Raw genomic sequence first — 20,554 nt, 5'->3', positions numbered from 1 at the left:
TTCAAGATGTCTTCCCTCGTACCAGGCCGCGCTGGCAATGGTCTGCCGGCGAGCGCCCTTCGGCGTCAGCCTCGTCCGGCGCGGGCCCGCTGCCAATGGCGCTCGACGAGGTCGCCGAACTCTTCGGATGACAGGGCGTAGCGGTTGAAGAGCCGGACCGTACGGACCCGCCGCTCGCCGGTCCGTACGCCCGTGACGACGCGCAGCTCGACCCAGCCTTCGAAAACGCGGATGTTCTGGACCTGCGACCAGGACGCCACGAAGCTGCGCAACCCGGCCTGCTGATCGACTCCTTCGGGAGTGACGCGCAGGTAGTTCCAGTTCGGCCAGACGCCCGCCATCAGGAAGGTGAGCGCGAGCACGGTGAGGCTGAACGCGAACTCGAAAGGGAACGGCCGGTCGTGAATGGCGGCGAGCACCATCAGGAGGCCTTGCGCCGAGACGACGGCGGCAGCGGTCAGCGCGAAGGGCGAGCGCCAGAACCGCGCTTCGTAGTGGTCAGGACGCGCTTCGGCCGCGACCGCACCGGCCGGCAAAACGGCTGTTGTCATGGCGGACTCCCTTCGCAGGAATCAAGCTATGACGGGTCCGTGAAGACGAGGCTAACACCGCCCTCCGACGTGGTAAGCATCCGGTAAAAACAGGATCGCCGACCGGTGTGACAGGCTGGCCCATTCTGCCGGACGCGATAGAGCAGAGCGTCCTGATCGCAGTCACAGAGCACGGCTTCGACTGCCTGCGTGTTTCCAGACGTCGCGCCCTTGCGCCAGATCTCCTGTCGCGATCGCGACCAGTAGTGCGCCTCGCCTGTAGAGAGGGTGAGGCTGAGCGCCTCTTCGTTCGCCCAAGCCAGCATCAGGACGGTGCCGTCGTCCGCCTGAGCGACGACGGGAAGCAGGCCGTCCGGACCGAAGCGGGGTCGGAACTCCTCCGTCTCGTCAACCGAGCCCGCGCCGCTCACCGGCCGATGAGGCGGTAGAAGCGCTGCTCAAGCGCCGGGTCGTCCTTGAACACGCCGGTGAAGCGTGTCGTGAGCGTGTCGACACCGTGCTTGTGAACGCCGCGCGTCGACATGCATTGGTGCTCGGCTTCGACCATGACGGCTACGCCCTTGGGCTTGAGGACCGTCTGAAGCGTATCGGCGATCTGCGCCGTCATCTTCTCCTGGACCTGCATCCGCTTCGCGTAGGCGTCGACGAGGCGCGCGAGCTTGGAGATGCCCACGACGCGGCGGTCCGGCAGGTAGGCGATGTGCGCGCGGCCGATGATCGGCGCCATGTGGTGTTCGCAGGTCGATTCGAGCCGGATGTCGCGCAGGACGACGAGGTCGTCATAGCCTTCGACCTCCTCGAAGGTGCGCGCCAGGATCGCTTCGGGGTCGAGGTCGTAGCCGCCGAACCACTCGCGATAGGCCTTGGCGACGCGGCGCGGCGTGTCGATCAGACCCTCGCGCGTTGGGTCGTCCCCTGCCCAGCGGATCAGCGTCCCCACCGCCGCCTCGGCTTCGGCACGGCTCGGCCGCGAGGAGACCGGGGACGGCTCGTCCGTCCCGGCGGCGGGGGGGCTGTCGAAGGCGATTACGCTCATGCCGAACTATCCTGTCGTGCCGAACCGGCGAGCACCCACCGGCCGGACCTGTCGGGAAAGGCGCGCCCAGCCGCGCCGTACGCTTCCCCATTTAAGGTCCGCCCGCCGAATCTCAAGCGAGCGCCCGGGCCGCGGCTTGCGCGGTTGTGACCGGACGGGCACAGGACTCTGCCATGACGATCCGCTTTCACGACAGCTACCGGGGCGAGAAGGTCGACTTCGCGCCCGCCGATCCGGGCCGCGTCACGGTCTACTGCTGTGGGCCGACCGTCTACGCCGAACCCCACATAGGAAACCTGCGCGCCGGGCTGGCGGCGGACCTCGCCGTGCGGCTTCTGCGGGCGGTCTACGGCGAGGATGCCGTCGTCTACGCGCGCAACCTCACCGACATCGACGACAAGATCATGGCCGCCGCCCGCGAGGGAGGCGAGGCGATCGGCGCGGTCACGGACAGAGCGACCGAAGCCTATCACCGCGACATGGCGGCGATCGGCTGCGCCCCGCCCGACCACGAGCCTCGGGCGACGCGGCACATCGGCGAGATGCAGGCGCTGGTCACGACCTTGCTGGCGGGCGGCCACGCCTACGCGGCGGAGGGGCACGTCCTCTTCTCGGTCGCCTCCTTCCCTGGCTACGGCAGGCTCTCCAAGCTCGACCAGGATGCCATCCAGGCGGGCGCCCGGGTCGAGGTCGCGCCCTACAAGCGCGACCCGTCCGACTTCGTTCTGTGGAAGCCGAGCGCGGCGGACGAGCCCGGTTGGGATGCGCCCGGGGCGTGGGGACTGGGCGACGGCGCGCGGGGGCGGCCGGGCTGGCACCTCGAGTGCTCGGCCATGATCGAGGCCGTGCTCGGCGCGCCGATCGACCTTCACATGGGCGGGCAGGACCTGCGCTTTCCGCACCACGAGAACGAGGTCGCGCAGAGCTGCTGCGCCGCCGACCTCGGCGGCGTACCGCTCGCGCGGGTCTGGCTTCACAACGGCATGCTCCGCCTCGGGGACGGCAAGATGTCGAAGTCCCTCGGCAACGTCATCCGCCCGAGCGAGATCCTGAGCCGCTGGCCAGGGGAGGTCGTGCGCTACGGGCTCCTTTCGGCGCAGTACCGCCAGCCGCTCGAATGGTCGGACGAGCTTCTTGCGAGCGCGAAGGCGCAGCTCGACCGCTTCTACCGCGTGATCGGCGAGGCCGAAGGGGACGGAGAAGTGCCCGCGAGCGTGCTGGATGCTCTTAAGGACGATCTCAACACGCCGGCGGCCTTCGCTGCGCTCCATGCGCTGCGCGAGGCGGCGGGGCGGGGCGAGACCGGCGCAGCCGCGAGCCTTCTTGCGGGCGGGCGGCTGCTCGGCCTCTTCGGCGCCGAACCCGAGGCGTGGTTCAAGGGAGACGCCTCCGACGACGACGCGCGCATCGACGCGCTGCTCGTCGAGCGGGCCGAGGCGAGAAAGGCCCGCGACTTCGCCCGCGCCGACGCCATCCGGGACGAGCTGTCCTCCGAGGGCATCGTCATCGAGGACGGCCCGAACGGCGCGACCTGGCGTAGAGGCTAAACACCTCTCTGTAGGCCCACCGGCACCGCTAAGCGTCGCGCCGCCGTGTTCCCGCGCTCAAGTCGGCCGAAGGCCGGTAGCGCAAAGAAAACATGTCGCCTTGCCCCACCCGGCCCCTGCCGGTAGCTGACGGGAAACGCGAGACTTCACGGCTGGCCATGCTTCAGGACAAAGACCGCATCTTCACCAACCTCTACGGCCTTCAGGACCCGTTCCTGGACGGCGCGAAGAAGCGCGGGGCCTGGAACGCGACCAAGGACATGCTGGACATGGGTCCCGAGTGGATCATCCAGCAGGTCAAGGACTCAGGGCTTCGCGGGCGCGGCGGCGCGGGCTTCTCCACCGGCATGAAGTGGTCCTTCATGCCCAAGGAGGTGAAGGATCGGCCGCACTACCTCGTCGTCAACGCCGACGAGTCCGAGCCGGGCACCTGCAAGGACCGGGAGATCATGCGGCACGACCCGCACCTCCTGATCGAAGGCTGCCTGATCGCGTCCTACGCGATGCGCGCGCATACCTGCTACATCTACATCCGGGGCGAGTACATCTTCGAGCGCGAGCAGCTGCAGAAGGCCATCGACGAGGCCTACGCGAAGAAGCTGATCGGCCCCGGCAACATCCACGGCTGGGACTTCGACCTCTACCTCGCCCACGGGGCGGGCGCCTACATCTGCGGCGAGGAGACCGCGCTTCTCGAGAGCCTCGAGGGCAAGAAGGGCCAGCCGCGCCTCAAGCCGCCCTTCCCGGCCGGGGCGGGCCTCTATGGCTGCCCGACCACGGTGAACAACGTCGAGTCGATCGCAGTCGTCGGCACCATCCTTCGGCGCGGCGCGGGCTGGTTCAAGTCCTTCGGGCGCGAGAACAACTTCGGCACCAAGCTCTTCTGCGTCTCCGGCCACGTGAACAGGCCGTGCAACGTCGAAGAGGCGATGTCGATCCCGCTCAAGACGCTGATCGACACCCATTGCGGCGGCGTGCGCGGCGGGTGGGAGAACCTGAAAGCCGTGATTCCCGGCGGCTCCTCCGTGCGCTGCATTCCGAAGTCCGTCTGCGACGACGTGCTGATGGACTTCGACGCCCTGCGAGAGCACCTGTCGGGCCTCGGCACCGCCGCGGTCATCGTCATGGATCAGTCCACGGACATGGTGAAGGCGATCGCCCGCATCGCCTACTTCTACAAGCACGAGAGCTGCGGTCAGTGCACGCCCTGCCGCGAGGGCACGGGCTGGATGTGGCGCGTCCTGACCCGCATGGCCGACGGCAACGCCGAGATGTCGGAGATCGACAAGCTCCTCGACGTCGCGGGCCAGATCGAAGGGCACACCATCTGCGCCCTCGGCGACGCGGCCGCCTGGCCGGTCCAGGGCCTGATCGCGCACTTCCGTCACGAGATCGAAGAGAAGATCGAGAACTACCGCACGGGGCCGGCTGTCCACGCCGTGCCGCACATGGCAGCGGAGTGATGGCCAGAGGATGAAGCACTTCATTCTCTTCTACGAGACGTCCGCGGACTACCTGGAGCGGCGCGGCGGTTACCGCGCCGAGCACCTGACCTTGGCGCGTAAGGCGCAGGAAGCAGGTGACCTCGTCCTCGCGGGGGCATTCGCCGACCCGCCGGATGGGGCGGCGCTGATCTTCAAGGGCGAGACCGACGCTGCGGCCCGTGCCTTTGCGGAGGCCGACCCGTACGTCGCGAACGGCCTCGTCACCCGCTGGTGGGTGCGCGAGTGGACGACCGTGGTGGGCGAGGGCGCCTTAACCCCCGCCCCCTGAGCCCTAGCGCGGGCCCGTCATCTTCTCGGGACGGACGATGTCGTCGTAGTCCTCTTCCGACACGAAGCCGAGCTTGACCGCCTCCTCGCGCAGCGTGGTGCCGTTCTGGTGCGCGGTCTTCGCGATCTTGGTCGCGTTGTCGTAGCCGATGATCGGGGCGAGGGCGGTGACGAGCATCAGCGAGCGTTCCATCAGCTCCTGGATGCGGCCCTCGTTGGCCTCGATCCCGACGACGCAGTTCTCGGTAAAGCTGTGCGCCGCGTCCGCCAAGATGCGGATCGATTGGAGCACGTTGTAGGCGATGACGGGCTTGAAGACGTTGAGCTCGAAATGGCCTTGAGAGCCTGCGAAGCTGACGGTGGCGTTGTTGCCCATCACCTGCGCGCAGACCATGGTCAGCGCCTCGCACTGCGTCGGGTTCACCTTGCCGGGCATGATCGAGCTGCCGGGCTCGTTCTCCGGCAGCGAGATCTCACCGAGGCCCGAGCGCGGGCCCGAGCCCAAGAGGCGGATGTCGCTTGCGATCTTGAAGAGCGAGACCGCGACCTCGTTGAGGCTGCCATGCGCCTCGACGAGGCCGTCATGGGTGGCGAGCGCCTCGAACTTGTTGGGCGCGGTGACGAAGGGCAGCTTGGTGTAGCTCGCGACCTCGCCCGCGAAGGCGTCTGCGAAGCCGGGCTTGGCGTTGAGGCCCGTGCCGACGGCCGTGCCGCCCTGGGCGAGCTCGTAGAGACGGGGCAGCGCGCCCTCGACCCGCTCGATCCCGCGCTCGACCATCGCGACGTAGCCGGAGAACTCTTGGCCCAGCGTCAGGGGCGTTGCGTCCTGAAGGTGGGTGCGGCCGATCTTGATGATGTCCTTGAACGCCTCACGCTTATCGTTGAGCGCGTTGCGCAGTTCCTGCAGCGCGGGCAGCAGGCGGTGCGTGATCTCCTCGGCCGCCGCGATGTGCATGGCGGTCGGGAAGGTGTCGTTCGAGGACTGGGAGCGGTTGACGTGATCGTTCGGGTGGACCGGCTTCTTCGAGCCGATCTCACCGCCCAGGATCTCGATCGCGCGGTTCGAGATCACCTCGTTCGCGTTCATGTTGGACTGCGTGCCCGAGCCCGTCTGCCAGACGGAGAGGGGGAAGTGGCCGTCGAGCTTGCCCTCGGCGACTTCGCCCGCCGCCTGGACGATCGCGTCGCCCTCGCGGTCGTCCAGATTGTCCAGCGCCATGTTGGCGAGCGCGGCGGAGCGCTTGACGATGCCGAGCGCACGGATCAGCGGCGCGGGCATGGTCTCCGTGCCGATCGCGAAGTTCATCAGGCTGCGCGCCGACTGCGCGCCGTAGTAGCGGTCGGACGGCACCTCGAGCGGGCCGAAGCTGTCGGTCTCGGTACGGGTCTCGCGGGGCATGGGCGTCGTCCTTATGGAATCCTTTCCGGCGTAGCTAGGCGGAAGAAGCGCGCCCGTCACGGCCCTTGACCGCTTCGCCCAGCGGCCGAGTTCTGACCGATGGGCAGCGGCGCGGGCAAGCTTAAGGTCTTCACCGAACGGGGCGCGAGCCTCGTCGTCTTCGACGCTGCGACGACCCAGACCCGCGCGCTCAAGAAGATCATGGCCGCCGCCGTCCGGTCCGGCACGAAGGTGCGGCCCGCACGCGGTCCGGTCGAAGTGCGCATCTGGACGAGCGTGTTGGCCGAGAAGGCGGGCGCGCACGACGTCGACAACATCGCCAAGGCGGTGCTCGACGCCTTGTGGGGCGTCTTCTACCTCGACGACCGCCAGGTCGTGCGGCTGATCTCCGAACGCTTCGAGGGGCACGCGAACCGGATCGCCGTCCGGGTCACGCCGCTGGACGCACCCGTTGCGCCCGTCGAGCTGACCGAAGCGTTGCTCTTGGCCTGACTACTCGCCGCGAAGCCGCATAGGCGCTCCCGACGCCTCTGTCAGCGGCGCTTCCGGCTCGTCAGGCGTGGGATCGAAGGGCGGCGTGCCGGGCTCCGGCGTCGGCGGGGCATCTTGGGCGGGCATCGGCTCCGTCATCTGATCCGGGACGATCAGGGCGCCGTCTACGCTGCCCGGCTGCTCCGCGGGCGGCAGGGTCTGCTCGGGCATGGGCGCGGCTTCGATCGGCTCGTCCGAGGGGGCGGCACCGGCGGGCGGCGTGCTCGCGGCGGGAGCGGAGCGCTGACCCCCGAGCGATGCGGGCTTCTCGCCCGTATTGTAGTAGCGCACGAAGTCCTTTTGCAGCCGCGCTTCGCGCTGCACGGCGAGGGCGAGTTCAGACTGGCGCGCCGACAGCCGGGAGAGCTGGTCGGCGGCGCGCAGAGCCGCTTGTTCGGTGTCGCCGCCCGCGTCGCCAACTTCTCCGATCACCTCGGTCCGCCGGCGCGAGATGGCGGCGCGGACGAGCTTCGACTCCTCGCCCCGGCGCAGGAGGCAAGACTGGTAGGCGCGCAGCCAGCCCGGATTGATGGCGTAGGCGCCGGGCGCGGCGCCGATGAGGCCCTGCATGTCGAAGCGCAAGTCGCGGCACGCCTCGAGCCCCGTCTCGACGTTGGCGATCGCCATGGCGAGGTCGACCTCGCTGGCGCCTTCGAGGCCAGCCGCCGTGACGGTCGCAGGCGCGACTTCGGCGGGGGGTTCGGCCCTGTAGCGCGCGGCGGCTTCTTCCATTCCGCCCTCGGGCGTCTGGTCCACGGCCTCGGAGAGGTCCTGTGCGAAGGCCGGCGCGCCGAAGGCGAGGAGGGCGAGTAGAGGCGTCAGTCTCATGGGTCCGTCCTGGATACTTGAGGCAGAGTATAGGCCCGCCCGCCCAAAACGGGATGCAAGGCTCAGTCCGCCGCGCTGGCCGCGGTGGTCACGGGCCGTTGGCCGTGGAGCATGAGCCGGAGGCGCCAACCGATCTCGACCAGGGCGAACATGGCGAGGAAACGCAGAGCGAGCCAGATGATGTCGCTCGGCAGGCTGGTCACGCCCCCGCGCAAGGCCGAGAAGATCACCCCGGGCTCGTAGGCGCCGATCATGGCGAGGAGCGGCCAAGCCCGGTCGATCGCGAAGACGGCAAGGGCCAGCATCCAAGGCTTCACGCGCGTCGTGGCGAAGAGCGAGGCGAGCAGCGGCAGCCAGAGCACGCGGTGCGCGTCGCTGCCTGTGAAGGCGAGGGCGAAGAGGCTCTCGGCGTCGGTCATGGCACGGACCGTGCGCCGAACAGCGTTAATCGGGCGTTAAGCGCGAATCAGCTTCCCGCCTCGACGCGAAGCCCTTCGACGAAGTCGTGCACGCGCGCATCGATGCGCCGCCAGTCGGCGAGGTGGGGCGTCTTGAAGCGGTAGCGGACCGTGACTTCGCTAGTGAGGTCGTAGGTTCGGTAGCATTCGGGCGGCACCGGGTCGTCCGCCTCGCCTTCGTAGCAGAAAAGGACCGCTCTCGAGCCGTCCGCCGCCTCGCCGGTGAACATCACCCGGTCCTCGTAGCCCGACGCGGGACCGCCACCGGAGAAGGTGTAGAGGGTCAGGCCGTGTTCCTGCGGCGTGCCGGCCGGGTCGGTCGCATGCGGCAGGTAAAGGACGTCGAAGCGCTCGTCCTCGTTGAAGGGAACGCGCTTTTCTTCGAGCACGATGTCGATCCGGCGAGAGTTCGGACGGTCCTCGGTGAAGTCGGCGCGCCGCGCCGGCGTGTAGCCCTCCATGCGCGGCCAGGCAGCGTAGAGCGGCAGGACTTCCCGTTCGCCGGGGCGCCGGTCGCGGGGGTATACCGTGTGGTTCGCCGGCACGTTCAGGACCACGTCGCCCACCGCGATGCGCGAGCGGTCGTCGGAGAGCGTCGGCTTCGGCGTCGCCCCCTGGAGCTCGTCCACGCCGGGGCCAACATAGAGGTAAAGGAAGACGGCGCAGAGCAGCAGCGTGATCAGGAAGATCGTCAGCGGGTAGCGCCACGAGGACTCCTCGCGGATCTCCTCACCGCCCGCCGTGTAGCGCTCCTGGGTCTCTCGTCCGCGTGCCATCCGCGCTCCGAAGGTTGGGAGGGTCTGCTAGCGCAGCGCTGGTAAAGAAAGAAGGGCAGGGCGTCCGCCTGGCCGATCGGATGGCGACGCCTCAGGCGTTGCTACCGGCGCGAGGGACGCTAGAAGCATGTGCATGACTGATGAGGCGGACGAGATGAGCGTGCTGGACGAGCCCAACCCAGAGGCCGAGGGCAACCGGACCGAGGTCGATCACGGCAAGACCTATCACAACATGATGCGCTTCGGCTTCGCCAGCGGCCTGCCGATCGCGACCGGCATCGTGATGTTCGTGATCCTGCTGCTGCTCGGCACGAACTTCCTAGTCTCGCTCTTCCTGGCCTTCTTGACCTGGCTCGGCGTGTTGGGCTTTGCGAAGACCTTCTTCGTGCACAGCGGGACGGAAGGGCCGGGGCACTGATCCTGCGCTTTCGCTGGCTGATGCTTCTGGCGCTTCTTGCCTGCGCCGAGAGCGAGACGCCCCCCGAAGCGGCCGTCTCTGCGCCCGAGCGGCCAGACGGCGTGCTGCGGGTGGCGACCTACAACGTGTCCCTCTACCGTGACGGACCGGGCGAGCTGGTCGAGGACTTGGAGGGGGAGGACGATCCGCAGCTTCGCGCGGTGAGCGCAGTCGTGGCGACCGTATCGCCCGACATTCTGGTCCTGAACGAAGTCGATTGGGACGAGGGCGGTGAGGCCGTCCGCCTTCTCGCCGAGCGCCTCGGCTACCCTCACAGGCTTTCCTTGCGGTCGAACACAGGCGTGCCTTCGGGACGCGATTTCGATCATGACGGTCGTTCGGATCACGAGCCCGGCGACCGCGACTATGGCGGAGACGCCTTCGGTTACGGCGTCCATGAAGGCCAGTACGGGATGGCCGTCCTCTCGCGCCTGCCGATCGAGGAGAACGCCGTCCGTACCTATCGCGAGACGGTGTGGGCCGACATGCCCGGCAACGTCTTGCCGACAAGCTGGTACGACGAAGGCGATCGCGAGGTCTTCCGCCTGTCCTCGAAGACCCATGCCCTCATACCGATAAAGACCAGCGCGGGACCGCTCACCCTCGTCCTGGCCCACCCGACGCCGCCTGGCTTCGACGGGCCGGAGGATCGCAACGGCGCCCGTAACCACGACGAGGTGCGCATGCTCCTCGACCTGATCGACCCGGCGCGGGGCGGCTGGCTGCGCGACGACGAGGGGCGGCCCGGTGGGCTCGCGCCCGGCGCGATGTTCGTCGTCGCGGGCGACCTGAACGCCGATCCGAGTGCGCCCGACCCTTACGGCGAGAACGGAGGCATCCGGGCGCTCCTCGCAAGTCCCTTGCTTCAGGATCCGGCGCCGCGCTCGGCGGGCGGCGCGGCCGCAGCAGCGCGGCAGGGAGGCGCGAACGACGGGCAGTCGAGCGATCCCGCTCTCGACACGGCGGACTTCTCCGACGGGGAAGTCGGAAACCTGCGTGCCGACTACGTGCTGCCGTCCGCGACCCTCGACGTGCAGGACGCCGGCGTCTTCTGGCCGGCCGAGGGTGAGGAAGGCTACGCCTTGGTCGGGCCGGGCTACCCGGTGGTCAGCTCCGATCACCGCCTCGTTTGGGCCGACCTGCGGCTGCCGGAAGACTGAGACCCGCGTCGCGTGTTTACGCTGCATGACACGGATCGCGCACCTCTCGGACCTTCACTTCGGCCGCACCGACCAGGCTCAGCTCGACGCGCTGGCAAGCCTCCTCGTCGGGGACAGGATCGACCACGTCATCGTCACGGGCGACCTGACCCAGCAGGGCCGTAAGCGCGAGTTCGTCGCGGCGGCCGCCTGGCTGCGCGAGCTGCCGATGAAGGTGACGGCGATCCCCGGCAATCACGACGCCCCGGTACGTAACCTCTACCGCCGCTTCGCTCACCCCTGGCGCCGCTACGAGCGCTGTACGGGGTTCGAAGCGGAGCCGGTGGTGGTCGGCGAGGGCTTCGTCTTCGCCGGCGCGAACTCGGCGCGGCGCTTCAGGCCCGGCCTCGACTGGTCGACCGGCGCCCTGACGCGGCGGCAGACCGACCGCGTCCTCTCGGCGTTCCGCCGACACAAGAAGGACGTGAAGATGGTCGGTTTCCACCATCCCGTTCAGGCGATCGAAACGGCGGCTAAGGCGGGCAAGGCAGTCGTGAGCGGGGCGGATCGCGTCATCGATACGCTCGCCGACGCGCATGTGGACGTCGTCATGACGGGGCATGTCCATCTCGCCCGCGTCACCACGATCAAGGATCGAAACTGGCGCTTCGTCATGAGCCAGGCGGGCACCGCCGTCTCGACCCGTTTGCGCGGCGAGCCCGCCAGCTACAACGTTCTCGATCTCGGCGGCGACGACATGCGGATCGAGACGCATCGGTGGGCCGCGGACGGTTTCGCGGTCGAGCGCTCGACGCGCTTCCTCAGGGGCCCCGGCGGATGGGTGGAGGCGGCATGAGTGAAGCGCTCGTCCTCGTCAACGAGCAGTCGGGCCGCGTCCTGAGCGACGGGGTCGCCCGCATCGAAAAGGACGTGACTTCGGCGCTCAGAAGCTCGGGCGCCATGCCGCGCTTCGTCACCGGCAAGGTGCCTGCGCTTCTCGACGCCTTGCAGGCTTCGAATGCGGACGCGGTGATAACGGTCGGCGGCGACGGAACGATCGGTGCCGTCGCCGGCGCTCTGGCAGAGCGAGACGACCCGCCGCGCTTCGTGCCGCTGCCCTTCGGCACCGCCAACCTCTTCACGCGCGACCTCGGCCTGCCGCTCGATCCCATGAAAGCGCTCGAGGAGGGGATGGCCGCGCCTGCGAGGCGCATCGACTACGCCCGCGCCAACGATCACCCATTGCTGCACTCCGCCGTCTTCGGCACCTTCGCGGAGATCGCGGAAGAGCGCGAAGAGATGCGCAAGGGCGGGGGGCTCGGCGCCGTCCTCGGCGCCGCGGTCGAGGGCGCGCGCCGCCTACTGACGGCCGAGCCCGTTGCCTATCACCTCGAGATCGACGGCCAGCCCCTTGAGGCCGAGACCAACGTCGTCTTCGTGACCAACAACGCCATCACGGGCGGACAGCGCGGCGTGCCGGTCCGTGACCGCCTCGATGCGGGCGAGCTCGTCGTTTACGTCTCGGACTCGCTCGGCCCGCTCGGCTTCATGAAGCGTGTGATAGAGGCGGTTACCGGCGGCTTCGACGAATCCGATGGAATCATCCGCCACGTCTGCCGCAGCGCCTGCGTGACGGCCCGCGGCGCTGCGTTGATCTACAGCGCCGATGGCGAGGTCGTCGAGGACGAGGACGCCGTCCGCTTCGATATCTGTCCGGGCCGCCTCAGCGTACCCGACCTGCGCAGCGGTGAGCGCAAGCGCTGACAGCGCCGCGCGCCGCCGCTACAGCGCTTCCAACCGACTGGAGTTCGTTCATGCCCACCCTTGCCTTCCTTCGCCACGGCCAGAGCCAGTGGAACCTCGAGAACCGTTTCACCGGCTGGATGGACGTCGATCTGACCGAGAAGGGCGAGGCGGAGGCCAGACGGGCGGGCGAACTCCTGAAGGAGAGCGGCGCCGAGTTCGATGCCTGCTTCACCTCGGTGCAGACGCGGGCGATCCGCACGCTCAACCTGGCCCTCGAAGAGATGGGCGAGAGTTGGCTGCCGGTGACCAAGGACTGGCGCCTCAACGAGCGGCACTACGGCGGGCTCACCGGCCTCGACAAGGCAGAGACGGCAGCCAAGCACGGCGAGGAGCAGGTTCACATCTGGCGGCGCAGCTTCGACGTGCCCCCGCCCGAACTCGACGATCCCGAGCGCTTCCCGAGCCTGTCCGACCGCCGCTACGCCGGTGTTACGACGCCGAAGACCGAGAGCCTCAAGCTTACGCTGGAACGCGTCGAGCCCTACTGGACGGCCGAGATCCGGCCGCACCTCGAACAAGGGCAGAACCTCATCATCGCAGCGCATGGCAACTCGCTACGCGCCCTGGTCAAGCTGCTCTTCGGCGTGGCCGACGAGGACATTCCCGGCGTCGAGATCCCGACGGGCAACCCGCTTCTGATCGAACTCGACGATCAGATACGCGTCACGGGCGCCCGGTACCTCGACGACAGCCGCGCGCAGCCGCTGCCGACGGTCGGGTAAGAGGGATGCCGACTCAGGCCTCGGCCGCCTGGCGGACGAGGCGGAGGGCCGCTTTGGCGATCTGACTGCCGGGCGTGGGTTTCGGTATCACCCTGACGCCGAACTGCGCGACGAGCTCGCCTTGCCGGTCGAGGTCGCCGGAGTGAATGAGGAAGGGTATTCCGAGTTCGCGAAGGCGTGCGGCGACCGGCTCGCAAGTGCGCCCGCCCCCTAGGTTCACGTCCAGGATGGCCGCGTCGGGCGGCGTCTCGTCGATCACGTCGAGCGCCGCAGGGGCCGAGCCTGCCGTTACGGCGCTCGCGCCCTCATCCTCGAGTGCGAAGGAGAGGTCGATCAAGATCATCGGCTCGTCGTCGAGGATCAGGATGCGGGCGGCCGGATGCGACTGCGCGCTCGACCGCGCGGCGGGCGGTGCTTCTGTCATGTGCTACCTTCCCATGGGGACGCAAATCGTCGCCTTGAGCCCCTCGGGACGCCAATCGCGATCCAAGCGACCATCGGCAGCCATGAGCAGCGTGTCGATGATACCGTTGCCGGTTCCGCTCGGGTTGACGGGTTCGTGAACGGTGGGCCCGCCGGCTTCCGTCCAGACGACGACCAGCCTGCCTTCGTTCTGGCCGGTATCCTCGATATACCAATCGAGGTCGACGGTTCCGTCGTCCCGGCTCAGGGCGCCGTACTTCGACGCGTTCGTCGCCAGTTCATGGAGGGTCAGGCCGAGCGTCGAGACCACGTTCGGATCGACGCGAACGCCGTTGCCGAGGTAGTTGATGCGGTCTTCCTCGGGATCGTAGGGCGAAAGAACGGCTCTGATCGCTTGGCCGACCTCGATCGTCCCGACCGATGCGTCGTCGAGGGTCGTCTCATAGGCCCGGCCGAGCGCTTGGATACGGTCGTTGATCTCGGCCGCTTCGCGCTGAACGCCGCGCGTCCGGCCCGTCACCGTGACGATGCCCCCGATGACGGAGAACATGTTCTTCATCCGGTGCGACAACTCCCGGGCGAGGGTCTTCGCGTGCCGCTCGTCGGCCCGGGCGGTGTGGACGTCCGTTACGTCCCATTGGGAGCCGAAGAAGTAGAGCAGTTCGTTGTGCTGATTGTAGATCGGCCCGATGTGAAGCGCGTTCCAGAACGGCGTGCCGTCCTTGCGATAGTTCAGAAGCTCGACGACGATCACGTCCTCGTCCCGTAGCGCCTGCGAGATGCGCTCGACGGTCTCGCGATTCGTGTCCGGTCCCTGCAGGAAGCGACAATTGCGTCCGACGATCTCCTCTTCGAGGTAGCCGGTAAGTTCACGGAACGCCCGGTTCGAGAAGACGATCGGATCGTCCTCCTGATTGGGATCGGTAAGGCAGATCGCCATGCGGGTCTGTGCCATGGCCTGTTCGAAGAGAACGCCAGAGGCACCGGAGAACTGGTCTTCGGGGTTGTTCGCTCTGAACCGTGCGGGCGCGTCGTCGGGAAGCCTATGGGCCTGGTCCTGGTCCTCGCCCTGCTCGCCCTCGTCATTCATCTGCGTTTCTCATTGTTCGAAGCCCGCACGCGCTAGCGGCGTGACCGCGGCTGCGATAGCCGCGGTCACGCCCTGTTGAGCTAGCGCGTCAGATCGCCTCGACCATTCGGGCAACGAGGGGGTGGCGTACGACGTCCTCGCGGACGAAGCGCACGCAACCGATGTCCTCAACGCCCTCCAACTTCTCTACGATATCCGCCAAGCCTGACACCCCGGGCAGGAGGTCGGACTGGGCCGGATCGCCCGTGACGACCATGGTCGAGTGCCAACCGAGGCGGGTCAGCAGCATCTTCAGCTGCGCGTAGGTGCAGTTCTGCGCCTCGTCGATGACGACGAAGGCGTTGTTCAGCGTGCGTCCCCGCATGAAGGCGATGGGGGCGACCTCGATCACGCCTTCCGCCATCAGGGCGCGGACCTTCTTCGCCGAGAGCCTATCCGTCAGCGCGTCGTAGAGCGGGCGGAGGTAGGGCGAGAGCTTCTCCTCCATGTCGCCCGGCAGGAAGCCCAAGCTCTCGCCGGCCTCGACGGCGGGGCGGGAGAGGACGATCCGCCCGACTTCGCCCGCTTCGAGCGCTTCCACGGCCTTGGCGACGGCGAGGTAGGTCTTGCCCGTACCCGCAGGGCCGGTCGCGAAGACGACCGAACGCTCGTCGATCAGCGCCATCATCTCGGCCTGATTGTCACCACGGGGGCGCACGTTCTTGACGTAGGACTGGTCGCGCGGGCCGTCGGGGGCGGGCCCGAGCGGGCTCCAGCCGTCCTCGAAGAGCGGACGGACGTTGTCGGTCTGTCCCCAGGCGCGGCGGTCCTCGGACTGGGCCTTGCCGGCACGCTTGATTGAACGCTTGCTGGATCGACGGGTCATGACGCGGCTCCGTGGTTGGGGCGTAAAAAAACCCCGCCTGGAAGGGCGGGGTCGGTCGCGCGGCAGAGGGCGTGGCGGCGGGGCAGCCTTACGATGCCAGGACGCATTCAGCCCTCCTTTTCAGAAGGCTAGCGGCGCCGGCCTTCCCCTCGCGAACCCAGCCTTCCCTGATTCGGTTCCGGTTAGGGGAAAACTTCCGTGACGCGATCGGCCGATGCGTCGTCCGATTGCAGAGGCACCCGTTTCGCCGCATCCTCGGCGTGTGACCTCCTACGCTCCTTCCCCCGACCTCGCGCGGAGCCGTATCGCCCCGGGGGCCTACACTTCGGTCGCCAAGGCGCTGCATTGGATACTCGCAGCCTTGATCATCCTTCAGCTCGTCGGCGGCATCGTCATGGGAAAGTTGCCGGAAGATGCGAGCTATGCGAGCGCCGTCTTCACCATCCACCAGTCTAACGGGCTGACCATCCTCGCCCTGTCTCTCTTCAGGCTCGTCTGGCGGCTGACGCACAAGCCGCCGCCGCTGCCCGAGGGGACGAAGGCCTGGGACCGGCTCTTCGCACGGGCGACGCAGGCGATCTTCTACGTGTTGATGATCGCGGTGCCGCTCGCGGGCTGGCTGATGGTGTCGGGGCACGAGGGCTCGGTGAACTTCTTCTTCCTCTTCCCAGTCCCGCACCTGCCAGCGGTCGGCAGCCACGAGCTGTGGGAAGAGGCGCACGAGCTTCTCGCCTTCGGCTTCATCGGCCTCATCCCGCTGCACATCGCAGGCGCGCTAAAGCACCGCTACGTCGACCGGGATGGCGTGCTCGCCCGAATGCTGCCGGGGCGCCGCGAGGCGGCGCCCACGCACTGAGCCTCAATCGAAGAGGTGGCCTTCGGGCGGCTCCTGCAGCCGCCGGTCGAGGTAGCCTGCCGCCTTGTCCAGAAGCTGCTCCTCGTGCTTCGAGAAGAAGTGGTCGGCGCCGTCGATGACGTCGAACTCGATCCGGCGACCCTTCTGGGTCCGCGTCTTCGCCATCACGTCGCGGGTCAGGCTCGGCGGGCAGATCTTGTCCTCGCTGCCGTGGATCACGACGCCCGAAGACGGGCAGGGGGCAAGGAAGCTGAAGTCGAAGAGGTTCGCCGCCGCCGAGATCGAGATGAAGCCGACGATCTCCGGCCGCCGCATCAAGAGCTGCATCCCGACGTAAGCGCCGAAGGAGAAGCCCGCGACCCAAGCGAAGGGCGCGGCGGGGTTCATCTGCTGGAGGTAGTCGAGCGCGGTCGCCGCGTCCGACAGTTCGCCCTGGCCCTGATCGTACTCGCCTTCGGACTTGCCGACGCCGCGGAAGTTGAACCGCATGACCGAGAAGCCCCGGCGCGCGAACATGTGGTACATCTCGTAGGTGATCTTGTCGTTCATCGTGCCCCCGAACTGCGGGTGCGGATGAAGGATCATGGCGATCGGCGCGTTGTCCGCGCGCGCCTTCTGATAGCGCCCCTCGATGCGCCCATCAGGGCCGGGGAAGATGATCTCGGGCATAGGTCCGTCCGTTCCGCGTCGTTACGCGCGGCTTTGCAAAGTTGACCGGAGAGGTCGGAATTCCTACCTCCGAAGTCCAGCCGAACGCGGGCTATAGCAGGTTCCGGGCGGCTGGCCAGGAACCACATTCGGAGCCGGAACGGATTTGAAACTAACTGCCAAGGCACGCCTCGCGGTGACCGCGATGGCCGACATCGCCGCCTTCGGCGGGGGTGCGCCCGTGCCCCTGTCCGAGGTGGCGCGGCGGCAGGTCCTGTCCTTGAGCTTCCTCGAGCAGGTGTTCGGGTCCCTGCGCCGCGCAGGGCTCGTCGAGAGCCGCAGGGGCGCGGCCGGCGGCTACGTCCTCGCGCGCGAGCCGTCCGACGTCACTCTTGCCGACGTCGTCGCGGCGGTGGACGAGGAGGTCCGCACGACCGCCTGCGCGCCGAACGGCACGGTCGGGTGCACCGGCACGTCTGAGCGCTGCCTGACCCACGGGCTGTGGCGCGACCTCGACGGCCACATTGAGGGCTTCTTGTCGAGCCGGACGCTAGCGGACGTCGCCGCAGGCGTTCCCGAAGCGCGGAGCATCGCGCATGGCTGACCGGCTCTACCTCGATCACAACGCGACGAGCCCGCTGCGCCCGCAAGTGCGCGAGGCGATGCTGGCCGCGATGGACGCGCCCCGCAACGCCTCCTCCGTCCACGCCGAGGGCCGCGCCGCGAAGCGCCTCGTCGAGGACGCGCGCGCGAAGCTCGCGGAGATCCTCTCCGCGCCGCGCGAGAGCGTCGTCTTCACCGCTGGCGGCACCGAGGCCGACAACACGGGCGTCCTCGGCATGGTCGGGGGCGGGCCGAAGGTGCGCCGTCTCTTCGTCTCCGCCATCGAGCACGAGGCCGTCTCGGTCGCGGCCGAACATGCGGGCGTCCCCGTCGAGATCGTGCCTGTGACGCCGCAAGGCGCGCTCGACCTCTCCTGGTTGGGCGAGCGCCTCTCGTCCTACGATGCGGAGACGGACGGCCCCTTCCTCCTCTGCGTGATGCTTGCGAACAACGAGACCGGCGTGATCCAGCCCGTGGCTGAAGCGGCCAGGCTCGCGCGGCGCGCGGGCGGCTACGTCCTCTGCGACGCGGTGCAGGCGCTCTTCAAGCTGCCGGTCGACTTCTCGACGCTCGGCGCCGACCTCCTGACGGTCTCCGCGCACAAGGCGGGCGGCCCCGTCGGCGTCGGCGCGCTGGTCGTAACGCCGGGCCTCGCCTTCGAACCGCTTCTGAGAGGCGGCGGGCAGGAGGAGTACCGCCGCGCCGGGACCCACAACGTCGCGGCTATCGCCGGGCTCGGCGCGCTTTGCGACGTTGCGAGCCTCGACGACTACGCCCGGCTCGAAGCTCTGCGCGACGAGATCGAGGCGGGCCTACCCCCCGAGGCGACTGTCTGGGGACGCGGCGCGCCTCGGCTCGCCAACACGCTCTGCCTCTCCGCGCCGGGCTTCCGGTCCGAGACGCAGGTGATGGCGATGGACCTTTCGAGGGTCGCGGCCTCCGCAGGCTCGGCCTGCTCGTCCGGCAAGGTCCGCCCCTCGCCGGTCTTGCGCGCTATGGGCGCGAGCGAGGCGGAGGCGGGCAGCGCCCTGAGGATCAGCATGGGTTGGGACACCGCGGACGACGCGCCCGCGCGTTTCCTCGCCGCCTGGAACAAAGAGTACGAACGGATCGCCCGGAGGGCAGCATGATGGAACAAGTCAAAGTCAAAGAAGGTATTGAGGACGCGACCGTCGAGGCCGTGCGCGAGCTTTCGACCTACAAGCACGGCTTCGTCACCGACATCGAGAGCGTGAAGGCGCCCAAGGGCCTGACCGAGGACACGGTCCGCTACATCTCGGCCAAGAAGGAAGAACCCGAGTGGATGCTCGAGCTGCGTCTCGACGCCTTCCGCCGGTGGCAGAAGCTGGACGAGCCCAAATGGGCGAACGTCGGCTACCCGCCGATCGACTATCAGGACCAGTACTACTACGCCGAGCCGAAGGCCGGCGCGAAGTACGAGTCGCTGGACGACGTACCCCCCGAGATCCTTCAGGACTTCGAACGTCTCGGCATCCCCCTGCGCGAGGCGGAGGTGCTGCTCGGCGTCAAAGGCGCCGAGGCGACGCCGCAGCAGGCGCGCCAGGCGGGAAGCCAGGTCGCCGTCGATGCGGTCTTCGACAGCGTCTCGGTCGCGACGACCTTCAAGAAGGAGCTCGCCAAGGCGGGCGTCATCTTCATGTCGATCTCCGAGGCGATCCGGGAGCATCCGGACCTCGTGCGGCAGTACCTGGGCTCGGTCGTCCCTGCGACCGACAACTACTTCGCGACCCTCAACGCGGCGGTCTTCTCGGACGGCACCTTCGTCTACGTGCCCAAGGGCGTGCGCTGCCCGATGGAGCTTTCGACCTACTTCCGCATCAACGAGGCGAACACGGGCCAGTTCGAACGCACGCTGATCGTCGCGGACGAGGGCGCCTATGTCAGCTACTTGGAGGGCTGCACGGCCCCCATGCGCGACGAGAACCAGCTTCACGCGGCGGTCGTCGAGATCGTCGCACTGACGGACGCCGAGGTAAAGTACTCGACCGTGCAGAACTGGTACCCCGGCGACGCGGACGGCAAGGGCGGCATCTACAACTTCGTGACCAAGCGCGCGGACTGTAGAGGCGACCGCTCCAAGGTCTCGTGGACGCAGGTCGAGACGGGCTCGGCGGTCACCTGGAAGTACCCCTCCTGCATCCTGCGCGGGGACGACAGCCAGGGCGAGTTCTACTCGATCGCGATCACCAACAACCGTCAGCAGGCGGACACCGGCACCAAGATGGTCCACCTCGGCAAGCGCACCAAAAGCCGGATCGTGGCCAAGGGCATCAGCGCGGGCCGCTCGGACCAGACCTATCGTGGCCTCGTCTCGATCAACGCCAAGGCCGAGGGCGCGCGCAACTTCACGCAGTGCGACAGCCTCCTCATCGGCGACCAGTGCGGCGCGCACACCGTGCCATACGTCGAGGACAAGAGCGCCACGGCCGTCCTTGAGCACGAGGCGACGACCTCGAAGCTGTCGGAAGACCAGCTCTTCTACGCCATGCAGCGGGGGCTCGACGAAGAGGCGGCGGTCGCCCTCCTCGTCAACGGCTTCTGCCGCGAGGTGCTCCAAGAGCTGCCGATGGAGTTCGCGGTCGAAGCGCAGAAACTGGTCGCAGTGAGCCTCGAGGGGAGCGTGGGGTGATGAAACGCATACTGCTTTGCGCCGCACTCCTCCTTGCCGCCTGTGGGCAACCCGATGAGGACGTCACGCTCGAGACCCCCCGCACCGTGCCCGCCGAGGCGCCGTCTGAGGAGCCCCTTGCGATCGGCACGACCTATGCCGACGTCGACACCCTGGTCGCGGCCGCAGCGCCCATGGCGCCCGACATCGAGGTCGAGGCGCGCGAGCAGAACGACGGCGAGATGCGCATCACCATCCTCGCCAGCGGCTACGAGGACGACAGCCTCGCCGCCGAGCGCTTCGAGATCGAGGCCGACAGCGGCCCTGACGGCCTGACCGTCACGGGCCTAGAGAAATCCCACCGCTGCTATCGCGGCGAAACCGAAGACTGGACCACGGAGCTTTGTCCGTGAGGAAC

Annotated in this window: 25 protein-coding genes; 14 read left to right on the top strand and 11 right to left on the bottom strand. The window is 68.1% G+C overall.

The window, feature by feature from the left end; translation table 11 throughout:
* Positions 1-65 precede the first annotated feature (65 nt).
* The 3 genes from GGQ59_RS00810 to folE are packed head-to-tail and all read right to left on the bottom strand — an operon-like array spanning position 66 to position 1,587.
* Entirely contained in the window at positions 66-551 is a 486-nt protein-coding gene (locus tag GGQ59_RS00810; RefSeq protein WP_183814951.1) for a hypothetical protein, read from the bottom strand.
* 26 nt (positions 552-577) lie between these two features.
* Positions 578-961, bottom strand: a complete 384-nt coding sequence (hisI, locus tag GGQ59_RS00805; RefSeq protein WP_183814949.1) for a phosphoribosyl-AMP cyclohydrolase — start codon at positions 959-961, stop codon at positions 578-580.
* Complete coding sequence (folE, locus tag GGQ59_RS00800; RefSeq protein WP_183814947.1) at positions 958-1,587, bottom strand: GTP cyclohydrolase I FolE; 630 nt, start codon at positions 1,585-1,587, stop codon at positions 958-960. The genes hisI and folE overlap by 4 nt, the downstream gene beginning before the upstream one ends.
* Positions 1,588-1,760: 173 nt before the next feature.
* Between folE and cysS the strand changes: the two genes are divergently transcribed.
* The 3 genes from cysS to GGQ59_RS00785 all read left to right on the top strand — a co-directional run bounded on the left by cysS (position 1,761) and on the right by GGQ59_RS00785 (position 4,907).
* Positions 1,761-3,134: a cysteine--tRNA ligase gene (gene cysS, locus GGQ59_RS00795; RefSeq protein WP_183814945.1), complete on the top strand. Its 1,374-nt coding sequence runs from the start codon at positions 1,761-1,763 to the stop codon at positions 3,132-3,134.
* A 158-nt stretch (positions 3,135-3,292) separates the two neighbouring features.
* Entirely contained in the window at positions 3,293-4,597 is a 1,305-nt protein-coding gene (nuoF, locus tag GGQ59_RS00790) for an NADH-quinone oxidoreductase subunit NuoF (protein ID WP_183814943.1), read from the top strand.
* Between the two features lie 10 nt (positions 4,598-4,607).
* A complete protein-coding gene (locus GGQ59_RS00785) occupies positions 4,608-4,907 on the top strand; it encodes a YciI-like protein (RefSeq protein ID WP_183814941.1) in 300 nt (99 codons plus the stop codon).
* A 3-nt stretch (positions 4,908-4,910) separates the two neighbouring features.
* On the opposite strand, the gene fumC is transcribed toward GGQ59_RS00785, so the two are convergent.
* Positions 4,911-6,305 carry a class II fumarate hydratase gene (fumC, locus tag GGQ59_RS00780; protein WP_183814939.1) on the bottom strand — a complete coding sequence of 465 codons (1,395 nt, stop codon included), beginning with the start codon at positions 6,303-6,305 and terminating at the stop codon, positions 4,911-4,913.
* A gap of 99 nt (positions 6,306-6,404) precedes the next feature.
* On the opposite strand from fumC, the gene GGQ59_RS00775 reads away from it, so the two are divergent.
* A complete protein-coding gene (locus tag GGQ59_RS00775) occupies positions 6,405-6,797 on the top strand; it encodes a RusA family crossover junction endodeoxyribonuclease (protein WP_183814937.1) in 393 nt (130 codons plus the stop codon).
* Here the strand turns inward: GGQ59_RS00775 and GGQ59_RS00770 are convergent, their stop codons facing one another.
* The 3 genes from GGQ59_RS00770 to GGQ59_RS00760 form a co-directional block, all read right to left on the bottom strand.
* Positions 6,798-7,664, bottom strand: a complete 867-nt coding sequence (locus GGQ59_RS00770) for a hypothetical protein (protein WP_183814935.1) — start codon at positions 7,662-7,664, stop codon at positions 6,798-6,800.
* Between the two features lie 62 nt (positions 7,665-7,726).
* Positions 7,727-8,083, bottom strand: a complete 357-nt coding sequence (locus GGQ59_RS00765) for a hypothetical protein (RefSeq protein ID WP_183814933.1) — start codon at positions 8,081-8,083, stop codon at positions 7,727-7,729.
* Positions 8,084-8,130: 47 nt separating this feature from the next.
* On the bottom strand, positions 8,131-8,898 hold the full coding sequence (locus tag GGQ59_RS00760) for a hypothetical protein (protein WP_183814931.1): 768 nt from the start codon (positions 8,896-8,898) through the stop codon (positions 8,131-8,133).
* A 133-nt stretch (positions 8,899-9,031) separates the two neighbouring features.
* Here GGQ59_RS00760 and GGQ59_RS00755 point away from each other — a divergent pair, with 133 nt between their 5' ends.
* Genes GGQ59_RS00755 through gpmA form a run of 5 tightly spaced genes read left to right on the top strand, consistent with a single transcriptional unit; the run spans position 9,032 to position 13,022 of the window.
* Complete coding sequence (locus GGQ59_RS00755) at positions 9,032-9,316, top strand: hypothetical protein (RefSeq protein WP_183814929.1); 285 nt, start codon at positions 9,032-9,034, stop codon at positions 9,314-9,316.
* Positions 9,317-9,336: 20 nt separating this feature from the next.
* Positions 9,337-10,515 (top strand): endonuclease/exonuclease/phosphatase family protein, encoded by a 1,179-nt coding sequence (locus GGQ59_RS00750; RefSeq protein WP_183814927.1) that lies wholly within the window; start codon positions 9,337-9,339, stop codon positions 10,513-10,515.
* 25 nt (positions 10,516-10,540) lie between these two features.
* Positions 10,541-11,350: a metallophosphoesterase family protein gene (locus tag GGQ59_RS00745; RefSeq protein ID WP_183814925.1), complete on the top strand. Its 810-nt coding sequence runs from the start codon at positions 10,541-10,543 to the stop codon at positions 11,348-11,350.
* Entirely contained in the window at positions 11,347-12,258 is a 912-nt protein-coding gene (locus GGQ59_RS00740) for a diacylglycerol/lipid kinase family protein (protein WP_183814923.1), read from the top strand. The genes GGQ59_RS00745 and GGQ59_RS00740 overlap by 4 nt, the downstream gene beginning before the upstream one ends.
* A 50-nt stretch (positions 12,259-12,308) precedes the next feature.
* Positions 12,309-13,022 (top strand): 2,3-diphosphoglycerate-dependent phosphoglycerate mutase, encoded by a 714-nt coding sequence (gene gpmA, locus GGQ59_RS00735; RefSeq protein ID WP_183814921.1) that lies wholly within the window; start codon positions 12,309-12,311, stop codon positions 13,020-13,022.
* 13 nt (positions 13,023-13,035) lie between these two features.
* Here the strand turns inward: gpmA and GGQ59_RS00730 are convergent, their stop codons facing one another.
* From GGQ59_RS00730 to GGQ59_RS00720, 3 genes are all read right to left on the bottom strand, one after another.
* The gene (locus GGQ59_RS00730; RefSeq protein WP_183814919.1) at positions 13,036-13,446 is read right to left on the bottom strand and encodes a response regulator; all 411 of its coding nucleotides are present in this window, start codon (positions 13,444-13,446) and stop codon (positions 13,036-13,038) included.
* 3 nt (positions 13,447-13,449) lie between these two features.
* A complete protein-coding gene (locus tag GGQ59_RS00725) occupies positions 13,450-14,535 on the bottom strand; it encodes a PAS domain-containing protein (protein WP_183814918.1) in 1,086 nt (361 codons plus the stop codon).
* Positions 14,536-14,623: 88 nt separating this feature from the next.
* On the bottom strand, positions 14,624-15,400 hold the full coding sequence (locus tag GGQ59_RS00720; protein ID WP_183814917.1) for a PhoH family protein: 777 nt from the start codon (positions 15,398-15,400) through the stop codon (positions 14,624-14,626).
* A 262-nt stretch (positions 15,401-15,662) separates the two neighbouring features.
* Between GGQ59_RS00720 and GGQ59_RS00715 the strand changes: the two genes are divergently transcribed.
* Positions 15,663-16,256 (top strand): cytochrome b, encoded by a 594-nt coding sequence (locus tag GGQ59_RS00715; protein WP_221400813.1) that lies wholly within the window; start codon positions 15,663-15,665, stop codon positions 16,254-16,256.
* Between the two features lie 3 nt (positions 16,257-16,259).
* Here the strand turns inward: GGQ59_RS00715 and GGQ59_RS00710 are convergent, their stop codons facing one another.
* Positions 16,260-16,925 (bottom strand): alpha/beta hydrolase, encoded by a 666-nt coding sequence (locus GGQ59_RS00710; protein ID WP_183814915.1) that lies wholly within the window; start codon positions 16,923-16,925, stop codon positions 16,260-16,262.
* Positions 16,926-17,070: 145 nt separating this feature from the next.
* On the opposite strand from GGQ59_RS00710, the gene GGQ59_RS00705 reads away from it, so the two are divergent.
* The 4 genes from GGQ59_RS00705 to GGQ59_RS00690 are packed head-to-tail and all read left to right on the top strand — an operon-like array spanning position 17,071 to position 20,549.
* On the top strand, positions 17,071-17,508 hold the full coding sequence (locus GGQ59_RS00705; protein ID WP_183814914.1) for an Rrf2 family transcriptional regulator: 438 nt from the start codon (positions 17,071-17,073) through the stop codon (positions 17,506-17,508).
* On the top strand, positions 17,501-18,637 hold the full coding sequence (locus GGQ59_RS00700; RefSeq protein WP_183814912.1) for a cysteine desulfurase family protein: 1,137 nt from the start codon (positions 17,501-17,503) through the stop codon (positions 18,635-18,637). Before GGQ59_RS00705 ends, GGQ59_RS00700 begins: the two co-directional genes overlap by 8 nt.
* Positions 18,637-20,157, top strand: coding sequence for a Fe-S cluster assembly protein SufB (gene sufB / locus GGQ59_RS00695; RefSeq protein ID WP_221400812.1), 1,521 nt, complete (start codon positions 18,637-18,639; stop codon positions 20,155-20,157). Before GGQ59_RS00700 ends, sufB begins: the two co-directional genes overlap by 1 nt.
* Positions 20,157-20,549: a hypothetical protein gene (locus GGQ59_RS00690; protein WP_183814908.1), complete on the top strand. Its 393-nt coding sequence runs from the start codon at positions 20,157-20,159 to the stop codon at positions 20,547-20,549. Before sufB ends, GGQ59_RS00690 begins: the two co-directional genes overlap by 1 nt.
* The last annotated feature ends 5 nt before the right edge of the window (positions 20,550-20,554 follow it).

Source organism: Parvularcula dongshanensis (genome assembly GCF_014199615.1).
In the GTDB taxonomy this organism is placed as follows: domain Bacteria; phylum Pseudomonadota; class Alphaproteobacteria; order Caulobacterales; family Parvularculaceae; genus Parvularcula; species Parvularcula dongshanensis.
Note: the sequence above shows the minus strand (reverse complement) of the source record. Positions and strands in the feature narration are given on the sequence as shown.